The following is a 15,901-nucleotide window of genomic DNA, read 5'->3' on the forward strand; positions in this document are numbered from 1 at the left end:
CGATTTTTTGTTTTAGTCTTTGGTAGATTTGTCGAAATAAATTCAGATACTGAGCTGAAAAAAAAGCCCACTTTCGTGAGCTTTAAAAAAACTTAAATTTTAACGACCATTACGGCCACGACCCCGTGGTGCCTTGGTATTTGGACGTGTGGTTCCATTGGTCTTACGACGTGGTTTTTCACTTTCATCCATTTGCCAAATGCGTTTGGTGCCAGACTTTTTCTTTTCACCTTCTTTTTTCTTATGGTGCATTGGCTTACCACCTGTACCGCCCGGTTTCTTCACATAAGAACGGGAACGGTAAGGTTGTTCGGCAGGAACATCTTTAAAGTCAGGGTATAGTAATGGTTCAATTTCTTTGGTTTCACCCGGTTGTAAACCGAGTTGTACCAAGTCAATCGAGCCAATTTTTGTACGAATTAAACGTAAAGTCGGGAAACCAATAGCCGAAGTCATACGGCGAACTTGGCGGTTACGACCTTCACAAATCGAGATTTCAACCCAAGACGTTGGAATGTTTGCACGATAACGTACAGGAGGATCTCGATCCCACAACCATTCGGGTTGAGCAACTTTAATGGCTTTGGCTGGTAAAGTGATGCCATCGTTGAGTTCAACACCTTTGCGTAATTGTTCTAACGCTTCTTCAGAAATATCACCATCAACCTGAACCAGATAGGTTTTATACTTTTTATTTGCTGGATTGGTAATAAACTGGTTTAAACCACCATGATCGGTTAAAAAGACCAGACCTTCAGAATCCATATCCAATCGGCCTGCAATACGCAAAGTTGGATCGTCCACAAAATCAGACACGGTCATATGTGCTTCATCTTTGCGGAACTGGGAGAGAACGTCATAAGGTTTATTAAGAATGACAATTTTCATAAAAAATGACTTCTTTTTTCAGATAACTAAATAAAATATTATGCTTTAGATAAAGCACAAAAATGATTAAATTGAATAAAAGCTATTATGCGTGAAGAACAGTGGAAAGTATTGCTTATTCGTCATTTTTTTGATGAAAAGATTAGGTGGTAACAAAAAAAACCAGAAATTGTATAAAAAATGACAAGTGATTGACGAGAGAGGTTACTGATAGTGAGGGCGCAATTTAAAGCCATTCAGAAGACAAAGCACCATAAATTGGTTGTTAATCATCAATATTACATTGTTTATTGAGATGCTACTGCTGCTTGATCAAACTCGAAAAACCAACAGGAGTTTGGCAAAGAAATTTTTACAGGGACATTAGGGATTGCCTTATTGATGACGGGCACATTAAGTTCATGTCTATGTTGTTGGTGCAATATTTGCAGCTTTAATTGTTTTACCTGCAATGTGGTCACTACTTTGGCTTCACTTTGGGTTTTTACTGTACTGCTTTTTTTGGAGAAACTGTATCTACTCATTTATTTTAAAATCGTCACAATAAAGCAGAACATGAAGGAGAATATAACAATGAAAATGTACCAAGTTGATGCGTTTAGTGAAGTGTTGTTTCAGGGAAACCCTGCTGCGGTCATTGTGACAGACCACTGGCTTGCGAATGATGTTATGCAACGCATTGCACTTGAAAATAATTTATCAGAAACAGGTTTTGTACGAATTATTGATCAAAAACATTATGAAATTCGTTGGTTCACGCCCGAGGCAGAAGTGGCTTTTTGTGGGCATGCGACGTTGGCCAGTGCCTTTGTGTTATTTCGGGATTATACCAGTGAAACTGAAATCGAGTTTTTAGTGAAAGACTTGGGTACTTTTTATGTGTCTAAACAGGCAGATGGCAAAATTGCCATGAACTTTCCAGTACGTAAGCCACATCGTTTAGAAAACTATCCTAAATTATTAGATGAAGCTTTGAGTGAGTCTTTTCAGGCTGTTTATGTCAATGAACAAGCGTATATTGTCGAATATCCTTCGGCAGAATCCTTACGCAAAGAGCGGCCTAATTTTGAAAAACTCAAACAACTGAGTGTGTCGATAGAAGGACAATGTTTGGATATCGCCATTACCGCACAAGGTGAACATGGCATAGATTGTGTTTCACGTTATTTTGCGCCCGCCATTGGGATAAATGAAGACCCTGTGACAGGTTCGATTCATACCGCCATTGTGCCGCTTTGGGCTGAAAAGTTAAATAAAACCACACTTATTGCACAACAAGCATCACAACGGGGAGGCACTTTGTTTTGTCAAATGCTCGGGCAAGAACGAATTGAAATTTCGGGTTATGCAAAACTGTATATGATTGCAGAAATTTTTGTAGAAGCATGAGGTTGAAAATCAGGTTGGCTTTTGATGTGGTTTTTCTGATAATAGCTTGTCCTGATTTTATCTTTGCATGCTTATGACACCTTTAGAAATTGTTGCAGTCATTATTAGTTTGATTGGTGTTGCCTTAACTGTAATACGAAATATGTGGTGTTGGCTGTTCAATTTCTTGGCTTTCGCCTTGTATGCCTATTTGTTTTATACCTATAAGCTTTATGGCGAGACCATCTTGCAATTTTTCTTTATGGTGGTCAATTTTTACGGTTTTTATTATTGGCTCAAAGGCAAACAGCAAGACCATGATATCCGTATTGAACCCATTGCAAAAGTTACCGTCATTTGGCAAATGGTTGTTGCCGCAATCGGTGGATTACTTTTTGGGTTAATCCTTAAGCACTTTACCGATGCGGCTGTGCCAATGTTAGATTCTCAACTGGCAGCGTTTAGCTTGCTTGCCACGTATTGGACAAGTCGTAAACACATTGCAACATGGGTACTTTGGGTATTTGTCGATATCATTTATGTGGGTATGTTTATTTATAAGGATTTGTGGCTGACTTCTGGCCTATATGCTGCATTTGTCTTGATGGCAGCCTATGGCTGGTGGCAATGGGAACAGGTGAAAAAGAAACAACAGCAAGAAATTTTTCGTGGTTTATAAGCGCATGCCATTGGTTTCTTTTGCACAGTTTAAGCAACAGCAGTTTATTGCACTTGCAGAAAAAATAATTCAACAGCCTGAGCAGTATCTACACTTTGACAGTGTGGCAGATGTCTATCAGGCACGTTGGTTAGATGATTTTCCAAAGGGCACAACGTGGCAGGTGACAGGGCTGGATAATGGCGCTGAAACTTTTTGTTTATTGATCTGTTATCAGAACTGTCAGTTGAGTATTGATTATATTGAAAATGGACAGGTCAAAACCCAGTTAAGCTATCCTAAGCATGAGTTGGGAAAGTCATAATGATAGACTGGATGGGCTGTGACGATATTTTGCTATGCCTTTATTTAGCCTAAGTTAAATTTTCAGTTTCCTTAAAGCGGAGAAAGTCATGTCAAATAAACTGGTTATTATGCTGCATGGTGTTGGCAGTAATGGGGATGATTTGCTTCCGATTGCTCAATTTTGGCAAAAGCAATGCCCACATTTAGACATTACTTCACCTGATGCACCATTTTCCTTTATGAACAGTCATGAGGCTTTTCAATGGTTCAGTATTCAGGGCGTAACTGAACAAAATCGTTTACAACGGATTGAACAAGCCCGCGAAAGTTTTGATAAAACGATTGGACAGATTGTGGGAAATGCAGGATATGAACAGCGTTTAGAGGACGTGATTTTTTGTGGATTTTCACAAGGCACGATGATGGCACTCGATGCTGTTGTTTCTGGACGTTGGAAAATTGCGGGCGTGATCGGTTTCTCTGGGCGATTGGTCACGCCTATTCAGGGTGTAATCACAACCCCTATTTTATTGATGCATGGTTTAAATGATACTGTCATTTTTGTGCAAGAAAGTCGACTTGCCTTAGCGCAGTTACAACAAGTTGATGCCAATGTGCAGTTAAAAACCTATCCTAATTTAGATCATGCCATTAATGAACAGGAAGTACAGGACGGACTGGCATTTATTCAAAGTTTATAAGTGAGGAATATGAATGGGTTAAACCTATTCATACTCATATTTTGCCTTAAAAATCCATGCTGTAAAAAAGGCAACAGCCGCCGTCACTAAAATATAATACATGGCACCAATGGGATTAAAACGACTTAACCAATGTACCAATGGTAGGGTGACTCCCCCAATAATGGCGTAGGACACGTTATAAGAAAATGAAATCCCTGAAAAACGTATGGGTGCAGGGAACATTTTCACCATACCCGAAGCGACCATTCCCACAGTACCTGAACAGAAACCTAAGCATAGGTATAACAAGATAATATGATACAGGTCTCCATGTTCTAAATGGGTGTAAAACAATGCAGCAAAAATCATAACAGCAACAGCACCGACCATCATAACAGTACTACAGCCCAAGCGGTCTGTTGCATAACCTACAACAACACAACCGATCATTTGCATGACAATTGCTGCACTCTGCATTTCAAAAGTAAGAGTGCGGTCAAAACCAAAAGTGGTCATCAGTAAATTTGGCATAGCTAAAATAAGAACAATGACACAGCCTGTTAAAAACCATGTAAACAGCATGCCAACAATCACAGCGCCTTTATGATGGTGTAACACTTGCTGAATTGGAATCTGTCTGGATTGTTTTTGTTGTGCTTCTATGGCTTGAAACACGGGTGTTTCTTTTAAAAACTGGCGTAAATACAGGGTTATTAAACCCAAAATACCACCACAAATAAAAGGAATCCGCCAAGCCCATTGGTAAATTTGTGACTCTGAAAATTGTAAGGAAATCCACAAGGACATAAGTGAGCCAAGTAAAATTCCGAGTGATAAACCTGCGGTTAGTAAACCGTTGGCAAAGCCGACTTTAGACGTAGGGACATGCTCTGACACAAATGTCCATGCTGCAGGAACTTCACCGCCTATGGCGATCCCCTGAATAACTCGCATAAAAAGTAACAGTACTGGCGCAAAGTAGCCAAGTGTAGAAAAAGTGGGTAGAAAACCAATGATTAATGTTGGCAGTGCCATGAGTAAAATAGACAAAGAAAATAAACGCTTACGTCCTAATAAATCGCCAAAATGTGCCATCACGATTCCACCGAGTGGGCGGAAGAAATAGCCAGCTGCAAAAATACCGTAAGTGTTTAGCATCGCCCAAAAAGGACTGAGTGTATTTGGAAAAAACAAATCAGAAATAATTTTGGCGTAAAATATATAAATAACAAAATCGTAAAATTCTAGTGCGCCCCCTAAAGAAGAGAGCGAAAGTGTTCTCTTATCTTCATAATTCAAGCGTGTTGCGAATGACATCTATTTTTCCTAAATCAGGTGCTTTTTTATCATGAATAAACTATGGTACTGAAAATAAGCATTTTAATAAATAAGTCTGAAGACTAAATCAAAAGCTTTGCAAATATTTGTATAACAAAAGAGAAGATTTTCTAGATGCACATGGTTGAAAGTGTGAAAATAAAAAACAGCATCAAAATATAAGGAACAGAAAATGGCGGCAATTTTACCTGTGGCACAACGTGGCGAAACGATTTTAACCCTCACGGCTGCACCAGTTTCAGCATCTGAATTTGGCAGTGAATGGTTATTACAACTGGCTGTTGCCATGACTGCAACCATGCTTGAACGTAATGGTGTGGGGATTGCTGCACCGCAAGTGTATATCTCTAAACGGGTGATTATTGTAGCTTCTCGCCCAAACCCGCGTTATCCGGATGCACCCGAAATGGATGCTGTGGTGATGGTCAATCCTGAAATTTTGGCATTTTCAGAACAAACGTGTTTGGGGGAAGAGGGCTGTTTGAGTGTGGTGAATCAAAGGGGGGAAGTGGCACGAGCACAGACCATTTGCATCCGCTATTACACTATTGCTGGGCAGCGAGTAGAAACCACTTTCGAAGGATTCCCAGCTCGCATTGTGCAACATGAAGTCGATCATTTAAATGGGGTGTTGTTTGTTGATAGGCTGACATAACAATCTAATTTTATCTTGACTTTAAGTCAAATTAATAATAACCTACGGCAAATTTTTATTGTGGAGTCCCGCCGTGGGCACAAGCTCGAGTAGTCGATCGGAAAATTTATCCGAAAACGTAAAATAACGAGACTTCACAACATTTGTTCTGATCTCTCGTTATTCTACGAGAGGTCGTTTATTATCTTTTCTTATAATACACCTCTTTCTACAGCTTTATTTTGTGATGTCTAGTCATATGGCTTTTGCGTGTCTTTTTGAAACGTATTTTGAGCATATCTAGGGATTCACTGTGCCTATCTGGACTCTTCGCAAAAGAGGTGCAAGATATGTATTTAACTGACCTGACCTTCCATTCATTGTTCTGTTCATACAGAACGATCATGCTTTCCATTTGTCTTTACTTTTGTAAAGTTTCTGCGCCAATTCCTCAGCATTAGTCATAATTTTACGCCTAGATTTAAATCGTAACTATATATTTTATATGTTTATTTTTTAAAGTTTATTTAAAAAATCGAATTTAGGAGTTGCACTAATGCACTCAAATTTTTTCAAACAACTGTTTCTGCGGTTCTTAAAAGCACGTCATATTGCCCGCCATTTTCAGCGTTTTGTGACATTAGAACATGTCACCCGAAATAATGGGGCTCAGTCATTCCCACCAGAATTGACACAAGCGCTCATTAAAGCGGCATTAAATTCACCAGATCAACTTTATCAAGATTTAGGTTCACGACCTGAAGGATTAAATGACGCTGAAATTCAACAACTTCAGCATCAATATGGTTTAAATGAAATTCAACAAGAAAAACCATTAAGTTGGTGGGTACATCTGTGGTTGTGTTATCGCAACCCGTTCAACTTACTCCTTACGCTTTTGGCTGTGGTGTCTTACCTTACCGATGATATGCAAGGCGCAGTGGTGATTGGCACCATGGTTCTTGTGTCAACATTCTTGCGTTTCTGGCAAGAAATGAAGTCAAATAAAGCAGCCGATGCGCTTAAGGCAATGGTCACAAATACTGCGACTGTCATTCGCCAAGTGCCTGAAAACGTGGTTCTTTCACCTGATTCAGTCAGCATGATGGGAACTCAGCAAGGACAGGAAATTGCCATACAGTTATTGGTTCCTGGTGATATTATTTTGCTCTCTGCTGGGGATATGATTCCTGCGGACTGTCGTATTTTAAGTGCCAAGGACTTATTTGTGGCTCAGGCTGCCATGACAGGAGAGTCATTGCCTGTAGAAAAATATGCTGTTCAAAAAGATCAAGATGCAGTTAACCCACTAGATCTGGAAAATATTTTGTTCATGGGAACAAATGTTGTGTCTGGATATGCGATGGCAATTGTGTTGGCAACAGGTAGTCATACTTATTTTGGTGCTTTGGCAAAAAGAGTAACTGCCAGTGACCGTGCGACGACATCTTTCCAACTGGGTGTTAATAAAGTTAGTTGGTTGTTGATCCGTTTTATGGCCATCATGGCGCCGATTGTCCTATTGATTAATGGATTTACAAAAGGGGATTGGACTCAGGCGAGCCTGTTTGCATTATCGGTTGCTGTTGGTTTAACCCCTGAAATGTTGCCAATGATTGTGACCTCGACACTGGCAAAAGGTGCAGTATTTTTATCTCGTAAAAAAGTTATCGTAAAACGTCTAGATGCCATTCAAAACTTTGGTGCGATGGATGTTTTGTGTACAGATAAAACAGGAACATTGACACAAGACAAAATCTTTTTAGAAAGACATGTCGATATTTGGGGTGAAAATTCAGAGAAAGTTTTGGAACTGGCTTACCTTAATAGCTATTTTCAAACAGGATTGAAAAATTTGCTTGATGTTGCAGTTCTTGAATTTGGTAAAAATAATATTCCTGTTTCAGAACTTCAAAACTATAAAAAAGTCGATGAAATTCCATTTGATTTTAACCGTCGTCGTATGTCTGTTGTTGTTGAAGATATGACGCATCAACAAATGGTGATCACCAAAGGGGCGGTTGAGGAAATTTTATCAGTATGTCGCTATGTCATGAATCAGGATGAAGTGGTTGATCTGGATGACACAAAATTAGCGCATATTCGTGAAGTGACTGCACGGTTAAATGCAGAAGGTTTACGTGTTGTTGCTGTTGCGACAAAAGCAGGATTGAGTGCTCATGAATATGGTGTTGCTGATGAAAGTGATTTAATTTTAGTGGGTTATGTTGCATTCCTTGATCCACCAAAAGAGTCAACTGCACCTGCTATTCAAGCACTTACAGAGCATGGTATTGCCGTTAAAATTTTAACAGGTGATAACGATTTGGTGACAGCGAAAGTCTGCCGAGAAGTGGGTTTAAATGTCACAGGCGTTGTGCTTGGTAGTGATATCGAGAAAATGACTGAGTCTGAGCTTGCTCAAGCAGTAGAACAATACAATGTATTTGCCAAACTTACGCCAGCACACAAAGAGCGGATTGTGAGTGTCCTAAAAAGTAATGGTCATGTGGTTGGCTTTATGGGAGATGGTATTAATGATGCGCCTGCTTTACGTAGTGCCGACATTGGTATTTCTGTAGATACAGCAGTCGATATTGCAAAAGAAGCTGCGGATATTATTTTGCTTGAAAAAAGCTTGATGGTGTTAGAACAAGGTGTTTTGGAAGGTCGCCGTACATTCTCGAATATGCTGAAATATATCAAAATGACAGCAAGTTCAAATTTCGGTAATGTTTTTTCGGTATTAATAGCAAGTGCCTTTATTCCATTTTTACCTATGTTGCCACTACACTTACTTGTACAGAACCTTCTATATGATGTATCACAAATTGCAATTCCATTTGACCATGTGGATGATGAGCTTTTGCAAAAACCACAAAAATGGCAGCCTGCGGAAATTGGTCGTTTTATGATCTTCTTTGGGCCAATCAGTTCAATTTTCGATGTGGTAACGTTTGTGATGATGTGGTTCATTTTTGATGCAAACACCAGCGCGCATCAAACAATGTTCCAATCTGGCTGGTTTGTTGTGGGTTTGGTAACACAAACTTTGATTGTTCATATGATTCGTACACCTAAAATTCCATTTTTACAAAGTCGGGCATCTATGCCATTAATGATCATGACTCTGATCATCATGGCGATTGGTATTTATTTACCAATGGGTCCATTTGCATCTTATTTTAAATTGCAGGCTTTACCACCGATGTATTTTGTTTATCTGCCATGTATTGTTATTGCTTATATGGCACTTACACAACTCGTCAAACACTTTTACGTTCGTCGTTATGGCTGGCAATAATTTAAAATTGAAGAGTATGGTATATGCAATCTCAAGCTATTCAGAATATTCGACTTGATTCATTATTAGACTCAAGTATCAGCTTACTCACTGCGTTTATTTTAGGCGGTCTCATTGGTTTTGAACGTCAATATCGCCAACGGACAGCAGGGTTGCGAACCAATGTACTCGTTGCAATTGGCGCTGCAAGTTTTGTTGATATGGCATGTCGTTTAGATGGGAATGAAGGCGGTATTCGGGTTATTGCCTATGTGGTTTCTGGTATTGGTTTTCTTGGCGCAGGGGTCATTATGCGTGAAGAAGGCCATGTCCGTGGTTTAAATACGGCAGCAACACTTTGGTGTTCTGCTGCGGTTGGTGCGGCAGCAGGTGCTGATTTAATTCTAGAAGCAATGGTTGCAACCCTATTTATTCTCTCGGCAAATACGCTGTTACGCCCGATTGTCAATACGATTAACCGACAACCGCTTGATCTGGAATCTACAGAAATGACCAATGTGATTTATGTCATTATTGATCGTTTGAAAGAAAAAGTCGTTGTGCAACAAATCATAGAAACCTTAGAGTCGCATGACTTTCCTGTCAGTCATTTAGAAGCACATTCATTTGGGCAAAATGAACTGGAAGTTGAGCTGACACTCGCCGCACACTCGGTGGATGGAGAAGAACTTGATCAAATTATTGAGAAACTTTCGGCACAGCCCGATGTCCGGCAAATCTTCTGGTCACCAAGTAGCCGTGATTAGAAATGATTGATATTACATAAATCCGAATAGTACTCGGAGAAATTAGCTAAAGTGAGCTTGCTGCACACTTTAGCTTTTTTTATGCCATAAAATGAGGATGTTTGGCGATAAAATAGCTGATGATCGCTTCATTTATGGTCTTTTCAAATGCGCTAAACGCTAAAAAAAGGTTAGCTTTTACATGTTTTAACGGTGTTAGTTATCGATAAATGCTCTACAGTCTTTAATGGTAAAAACTTTATTTTAAAGAATTTTCCAGTTTTCTGAGTAACTGGTTTAAGGTTTCAACTTCGTTGGTCGTTAAATGTGACAACAACTGATTTTCTAATGTGATATGTGCGGGAACACATTCATGAATGAGTTTTTCACCTTTTGCCGTGAGTTTTACCATTAAACTTCTTTTGTCATTTGAGTCGATGACACGTTCAATTAATTCTCGTTTTTCAAGCTGTTGCAAACGATGGGTCATTGTTCCCGAAGACACCATCATATCTTTAAATAGCGTGGTTGGGGTGAGTGTGGCATTAGAACGCTTTAAGGTCGCCAAAACATCAAACTCCCACCATGACAAATCAAACTTTTTATAGTTTTCTTCAAGTTTTTTCATGCCTTGTACTTCAATACGTTTGATCCGCCCTATGGTTTCCATCGCGATAAGCTCTTGTTTTGAATAACCTAAAGCCATCCATTGAGCAATGATTTTATCGACTGGGTCATCATAAGTATTTTGCATAAAGAAGTTCCTGCGTTTATCTCGTTATCATAGCGTATAAAAATATCTTGATGTTAAGATACTTTTAATTTATCTTGATATTAAGATAACTTGCAGAATAAATATCCAATGAATCAAAATCACGAGATCAAGTATCTATTGCTCACGATACTGGCACCGATACTGTGGGGAACAACCTACTTTACGACAACAGAGTTTTTACCCGCAGATCGCCCCATTTTAGCGGCAATTATTCGTGTACTTCCTGCAGGGTTGCTCCTTACATTATGGAAACGCCAATTACCGCAAGGACAACAATGGTGGCAGGTGTTGGTGCTGTCATTTTTGAATATCGCATGCTTTCAAAGCTTATTATTTTTTTCCGCATATCGATTAGAAGGGGGGATTGCCGCTGCAATTGGTTCAGTGCAACCGCTCATTATTTTCTTTTTAGCATTGTTGATTGATAAAAAAGCAGCCGATATCGTTTCTTTTATTGCCATGATTTTTATGGTACTTGGAATGTGGTTACTTTTAGTTTATGGCAAGGGTCATCAGCATACGTTTGATCTGTTGGGATGCGGTGCTGCGCTGCTTGGTGCTATATCCATGGCGTTAGGAACATATTTCACTAAAAAGTGGAAACCCAATGTCGATAATTTTACGTTTACGGGGTGGCAGTTACTGTTTGGTGGTCTGCTTCTAACGCCGTTATTTTTTGCTGTAGAAACATTTCCAAGCACAATCACACTCACAAATATTCTCGGTTATAGCTATTTGGCAATTTTCGGTTCGTTGCTTGCCTATAGTTTATGGTTTTTGGGGATTGCAAAATTACCGCCTGTTGCTGTTTCTATTTTGGGCGTTTTTAGTCCGATTACGGCTTTATTGGTTGGCTGGTTTTTCTTGGGGCAAGCACTTAACTTTCTTCAATTAATTGGATTTATTATTGTTTTAATCTCTGTGATGGTCGTACAAATGCAAAGTAGAGCGAAATAATAGATCACTTCAATCCTAAAACGCCTTTAATTGAGAGGGTGATTAGCTATTGAGGAATTTGATAAAAATGATGATTTAAAAAGATGAAAATTTTGAGATTTTCATCTTTGAGAGATAACCAGATGAATGATGAAATTGAACGATAAAAATATTCTACATGGCGATTTAAAATTGGTTATGCTAGGCGCAAATTTTTAAGGTAATTTGTAAGCACATGGCACTTAAGGCAACGATTTATAAAGCAGAGCTCAATATTGCGGATATGGATCATCACAATTATGGTGACTATCAATTGACGATGGCATTGCATCCTTCAGAAACGATTGAACGCTTAATGGTGCGTGTTTTGGCTTTTGCTCGTTATGCCGATGAACAACTTGAATTTACTAAAGATTTATTCGAAGTGAATGAGCCCGCATTATGGCAGAAAGATTTAACAGGTTTGCTTGAAAAGTGGATTGAAGTGGGCTGTCCAGATGAAGATAAAGTGAAGAAGGCGAGTGCACGTTGTCCACAAGTGGCTGTCATTGCTTATGGTGGTGCGGTGACAGAATGGTATAAGCGAAACAGTAAACTTAAGACGTTAAAAAATGTGGAAATTTGGCAATTAAGTGAAGAAACGACTACGGCAATTCAAGCATTATGTGAGCGTACTATGCAATTGCAACTCAATATCATGGATGGTGAATGGACGCTGATGAGTGATGCTGGGCAGGCTGTCATTGAATGGGTGAAATTGCAGTAATTTTGACATATTGATTTTCAGATCCTCTCTAATTGAGGGGATTTTTTTTGGAAGTTCTCTTTTTAGGGGAAAGGGATTGAAATTGTCTGATCATCTAGAGATGGGGAGTCCTCTTCGATGAACAGGAAGAGATGAACGATGCGCTATCGTAAATGATGTTTGACCAGAATAATGATGGATTCGACTTTTAATTAAAATAAGTACTTTCTACTTGGGCATGTTGAGCCAAAATTTAAGAAGCAGGGTATCTGGAGTAATTTATCTAGGCCATATGATTAACCAAGACTGTTTAACTGAAATAAATAAAAATGTGGAACAATAATCAAAAAATTATGCCTCCTCTAATGTGCTGATTCCTAAAATGACATTAATTTAGAATATTAATCTGGAAAAGAGGGATTTAAATTTTTTGTGTGATCTGCATTATATTAATTTTAGAAATTATTCAATATTTATTACTTATAGAGTGTGTAAGTGTTATAAATAATTATCATTTATAATGTTTGCATATAAAAACATGATAATACTATATTTTTTAGTAATCTGCATTCATCTTATATTTATTTGGGAGCCCTCTTATTTAATATTCTTACAGCTCGGTGTGTATTTATATACTAAGAAAAATAGGTTTTAATAGGTGACTATTTAATTATCTATAAAAATAACTTTTAGCCTTGTTTAAACACTTTTAAATAATTAGTATGGTGATAACACTTCAAATAGTTCTTAGAACTATTCAAGACAGGTTAGATATCATATAGGGATATGTATGAAACTTAAAATGGACATTTCTGATGTAGAAAAAAGTACAATACGAAAGTTGTCTTTCCGTATTCTTCCTTTTTTAATTTTATGTTATTTAATTGCTTATATTGATAGAGTCAATGTAGGTTTTGCCGCGTTAACCATGAATCAAGAAATTGGTTTGACAGCTACTGCTTTTGGATTTGGCGCAACTTTATTTTTTATTGCATATGTTGCTTTTGAAATTCCAAGTAACGTTGCTATGGAAAAGTTTGGTGCAAGAATCTGGATTGCCAGAATTATGATCACATGGGGTATCGTTGGCGTTGGTACGGCGTTTGTTACAGGTCCAACTTCCTATAGTATTGCACGATTTTTAATGGGTGCTGCTGAAGCTGGTTTCTTTCCAGGAGTTTTATTGTATTTAACACTTTGGTTTCCTAAACGCTATATGGCCAGTATCGTAGCTGCATTTATGGTGGCCATTCCTCTTTCCAGTTTTTTAGGTTCACCAATCTCAGCAATGCTTCTGAGTTTACATGGTCTATTTGGATTTAGTGGTTGGCAAATTCTTCTTATGTTGGAAGGAATACCTGCCGTGATACTTGGTCTATTGTGTTTAGTTTGGTTACCGAACAGACCACAAGATGTAAATTGGTTAAATGCAGAACAGAAAAAGTGGCTTACAAACACTCTGATGTATGAGCGAGACCAACAGTTAAATATAGAGAATAAAGAATCTAAAGCACAGAGAAAAAATAAGTTAATGCAGTTGTTAACTAATAAATATTTATGGCTTTTTACAATAATTTATGCAGGTAGCTCAGCTACAAGTAATATTTTATCACTGTGGATGCCGCAAATCTTAAAATCATTTCATCTGACAGCAATGCAAACGGGGCTACTTAATATGATTCCATTTGGGTTAGCAGCTGTATTCATGATTTTTTGGGGAATCCGATCTGATAAAACAGGAGATCGTAGTTTAAATACTGCAATACCATTATTTATAACAAGTTTTGGATTATTTCTGACATTATTTAATAGCTCTTTAAGTATTAGTTTAATTTTATTTTCTTTAGTTTTAATGGGTAACTATGCAATTAAGGGACCTTTCTGGGCATTGGTATCTGAAAAAATACCACCAACTATTGTTGCGCTTGCAATTGCATCTATTAATACTCTGGCGCACATCGGCACAGGAATTATGAATTACATTATGGGAGCATTAAAAGATTATTCAGGCAGTTTCCAGGTATCTTTATTGCCATTGTGTGCTTTAACTTTCGCAGGCGCTGTAATTGCTTTATTGTTAAGTAGAAAACCGAGAAACTTAAAACCTAAAAAAGTGCATGTCTCTCCTTAGTTATAATTTATATTAGATGAGCTATTTGGGGCTCATCTAATAATTTACAATAATGAACCTTCTACTAAACAAAATTTTAAAAGTATAGAATTCAAAAAATCATGATCTTAAAACACACCTAAAAGTTGACTTGGTAACATATTGGTTTTTAACTATTTTTTGATTATTACTAAAATAATTAGCTGAGAAATAGTAAAAATCATGATTTCCTCTTATTTCTTAACCATTCTATTCTCTGTGAGCAACTCTTGGTATAGAAAGGGAGACTTTGTACGTTCTGGCTTACAGTGGTTCAAGACAATTGCCAATAGTCAGATACAGCCTGATTTTTTATGATGGACTCATTGAGAATAGGATGTTTCAGAAAACAAGAATAAGATGAGCGACAGGACGCGAGGGATGACAGGAGTTACCCCTAACATGTAAATATAAAAAAACCAGACAGGATGTCTGGGTTTTTTATTACGTGTATCTTTTTGTATTGTGCTTTCTCATATCTTTTATACAGGAACAGTTCGAATATTAAAATGAAGTCGTTGGAATTATCTACTAAAAGCGGGAGTTATTTCATTTTTTGTTTTCTTAATTTGCATATTTAAATTGTTGAGGTGTTTTTCCTAAATGCCGTTTAAACATCGCACTGAACGCGCTGGGGTTGGTATACCCCAGTGATTCAGAAATCTGAGCAATCGATTCACCATTCGCGATTTTACTCAAGGCAAGTGCAATATGCATTTGCTGTATCCACGCCCGATAAGACAGCCCAGTTTCTTTTTGGAACATGCGCATTAAGGTTCTGGAACTCGCACCAATATCATCAGCCCAATCGGTTAAATCTTTTGAGTGATTCGGAGTGTGTAATAGCACTTGGCAAATTTTTAATAACCGTTTGTCTTTTGGCCATGGAATTTGGATAGGCAACAAATTGGCTCGATGAATTTCTTCAAAAATCAAAATTTGTAAAGAACGAGAAAGCTCTTGAGAGGTCACAGTGTTGGGTGATTCCTCTCGTTCGATTTCATTTAATCGAATCAAAAGCTCATGCAAAAGATTACTCACTCGAATAATAAAGCAATGTTGCCCCATTAAAGCGGCTGCATTTATCTCCACTAATGCTGTATTTAACTTAACATGACTGAGTGAAATTACACTGTGTTCGACATGAGCTGGAATCCATAACGCACACATCGGTGGCACAATCCAAACATGGTTTGGTGTAAAAACCTGAATGTTTCCAGTAGATGCATACAAAAATTGAGCGCGTGTATGGGTATGAGTGGGGGTGATTTCTCGGTAAGCATGTTCGGATGATAGCCCAATTACAAGTTCAGACCAATCAGACTGAATAAGAGAATCGGACATAAATTATCCTAAAAATTGTCACTTATACGATGATTATTGGAAGATAAC

15 protein-coding genes are annotated in these 15,901 nt (G+C 38.0%); 10 read left to right on the plus strand and 5 right to left on the minus strand.

From position 1 onward, the window contains the following. Nucleotides 1-99 precede the first annotated feature (99 nt). A complete protein-coding gene (locus tag ABDV70_RS06990) occupies nt 100-888 on the minus strand; it encodes a pseudouridine synthase (protein WP_343596545.1) in 789 nt (262 codons plus the stop codon). 287 nt (nt 889-1,175) lie between these two features. Then, entirely contained in the window at nt 1,176-1,412 is a 237-nt protein-coding gene (locus tag ABDV70_RS06995; RefSeq protein ID WP_343596547.1) for a hypothetical protein, read from the minus strand. A 49-nt stretch (nt 1,413-1,461) separates the two neighbouring features. Here ABDV70_RS06995 and ABDV70_RS07000 point away from each other — a divergent pair, with 49 nt between their 5' ends. The 4 genes from ABDV70_RS07000 (at nt 1,462) to ABDV70_RS07015 (ending at nt 3,921) form a co-directional block, all read left to right on the plus strand. Continuing rightward, entirely contained in the window at nt 1,462-2,277 is an 816-nt protein-coding gene (locus ABDV70_RS07000; protein ID WP_343596549.1) for a PhzF family phenazine biosynthesis protein, read from the plus strand. Nucleotides 2,278-2,350: 73 nt separating this feature from the next. Next, nucleotides 2,351-2,935, plus strand: coding sequence for a nicotinamide riboside transporter PnuC (gene pnuC / locus ABDV70_RS07005; RefSeq protein ID WP_343596551.1), 585 nt, complete (start codon nt 2,351-2,353; stop codon nt 2,933-2,935). 4 nt (nt 2,936-2,939) lie between these two features. Continuing rightward, on the plus strand, nt 2,940-3,239 hold the full coding sequence (locus tag ABDV70_RS07010) for a hypothetical protein (RefSeq protein WP_343596553.1): 300 nt from the start codon (nt 2,940-2,942) through the stop codon (nt 3,237-3,239). Nucleotides 3,240-3,327: 88 nt separating this feature from the next. Beyond that, nucleotides 3,328-3,921, plus strand: coding sequence for a prolyl oligopeptidase family serine peptidase (locus tag ABDV70_RS07015; RefSeq protein ID WP_343596555.1), 594 nt, complete (start codon nt 3,328-3,330; stop codon nt 3,919-3,921). Between the two features lie 24 nt (nt 3,922-3,945). On the opposite strand, the gene ABDV70_RS07020 is transcribed toward ABDV70_RS07015, so the two are convergent. Then, nucleotides 3,946-5,220: an MFS transporter gene (locus ABDV70_RS07020; protein ID WP_343596557.1), complete on the minus strand. Its 1,275-nt coding sequence runs from the start codon at nt 5,218-5,220 to the stop codon at nt 3,946-3,948. A 193-nt stretch (nt 5,221-5,413) separates the two neighbouring features. Between ABDV70_RS07020 and def the strand changes: the two genes are divergently transcribed. The 3 genes from def (at nt 5,414) to ABDV70_RS07035 (ending at nt 9,925) form a co-directional block, all read left to right on the plus strand. Then, nucleotides 5,414-5,896, plus strand: coding sequence for a peptide deformylase (gene def / locus ABDV70_RS07025; protein WP_343596559.1), 483 nt, complete (start codon nt 5,414-5,416; stop codon nt 5,894-5,896). A 535-nt stretch (nt 5,897-6,431) separates the two neighbouring features. Then, a complete protein-coding gene (gene mgtA / locus ABDV70_RS07030) occupies nt 6,432-9,179 on the plus strand; it encodes a magnesium-translocating P-type ATPase (RefSeq protein ID WP_343596561.1) in 2,748 nt (915 codons plus the stop codon). Between the two features lie 23 nt (nt 9,180-9,202). Further along, nucleotides 9,203-9,925 (plus strand): MgtC/SapB family protein, encoded by a 723-nt coding sequence (locus tag ABDV70_RS07035; RefSeq protein WP_343596563.1) that lies wholly within the window; start codon nt 9,203-9,205, stop codon nt 9,923-9,925. Between the two features lie 238 nt (nt 9,926-10,163). Here ABDV70_RS07035 and ABDV70_RS07040 read toward each other — a convergent pair whose 3' ends face one another. Further along, a complete protein-coding gene (locus ABDV70_RS07040; RefSeq protein ID WP_343596564.1) occupies nt 10,164-10,658 on the minus strand; it encodes a MarR family transcriptional regulator in 495 nt (164 codons plus the stop codon). Nucleotides 10,659-10,766: 108 nt separating this feature from the next. On the opposite strand from ABDV70_RS07040, the gene ABDV70_RS07045 reads away from it, so the two are divergent. The 3 genes from ABDV70_RS07045 to ABDV70_RS07055 all read left to right on the plus strand — a co-directional run bounded on the left by ABDV70_RS07045 (nt 10,767) and on the right by ABDV70_RS07055 (nt 14,491). Continuing rightward, nucleotides 10,767-11,636 carry an EamA family transporter gene (locus tag ABDV70_RS07045; RefSeq protein WP_343596565.1) on the plus strand — a complete coding sequence of 290 codons (870 nt, stop codon included), beginning with the start codon at nt 10,767-10,769 and terminating at the stop codon, nt 11,634-11,636. Between the two features lie 214 nt (nt 11,637-11,850). Next, the gene (locus tag ABDV70_RS07050) at nt 11,851-12,381 is read left to right on the plus strand and encodes a YaeQ family protein (RefSeq protein ID WP_343596566.1); all 531 of its coding nucleotides are present in this window, start codon (nt 11,851-11,853) and stop codon (nt 12,379-12,381) included. Nucleotides 12,382-13,150: 769 nt separating this feature from the next. Next, nucleotides 13,151-14,491: an MFS transporter gene (locus ABDV70_RS07055; protein ID WP_343596568.1), complete on the plus strand. Its 1,341-nt coding sequence runs from the start codon at nt 13,151-13,153 to the stop codon at nt 14,489-14,491. A 582-nt stretch (nt 14,492-15,073) separates the two neighbouring features. Here the strand turns inward: ABDV70_RS07055 and ABDV70_RS07060 are convergent. Further along, entirely contained in the window at nt 15,074-15,853 is a 780-nt protein-coding gene (locus ABDV70_RS07060) for a helix-turn-helix transcriptional regulator (protein ID WP_343596570.1), read from the minus strand. Between the last annotated feature and the right edge of the window lie 48 nt (nt 15,854-15,901).

The sequence above is a fragment of the Acinetobacter sp. genome, assembly GCF_039596015.1.
Classification (GTDB): Bacteria; Pseudomonadota; Gammaproteobacteria; order Pseudomonadales; family Moraxellaceae; genus Acinetobacter.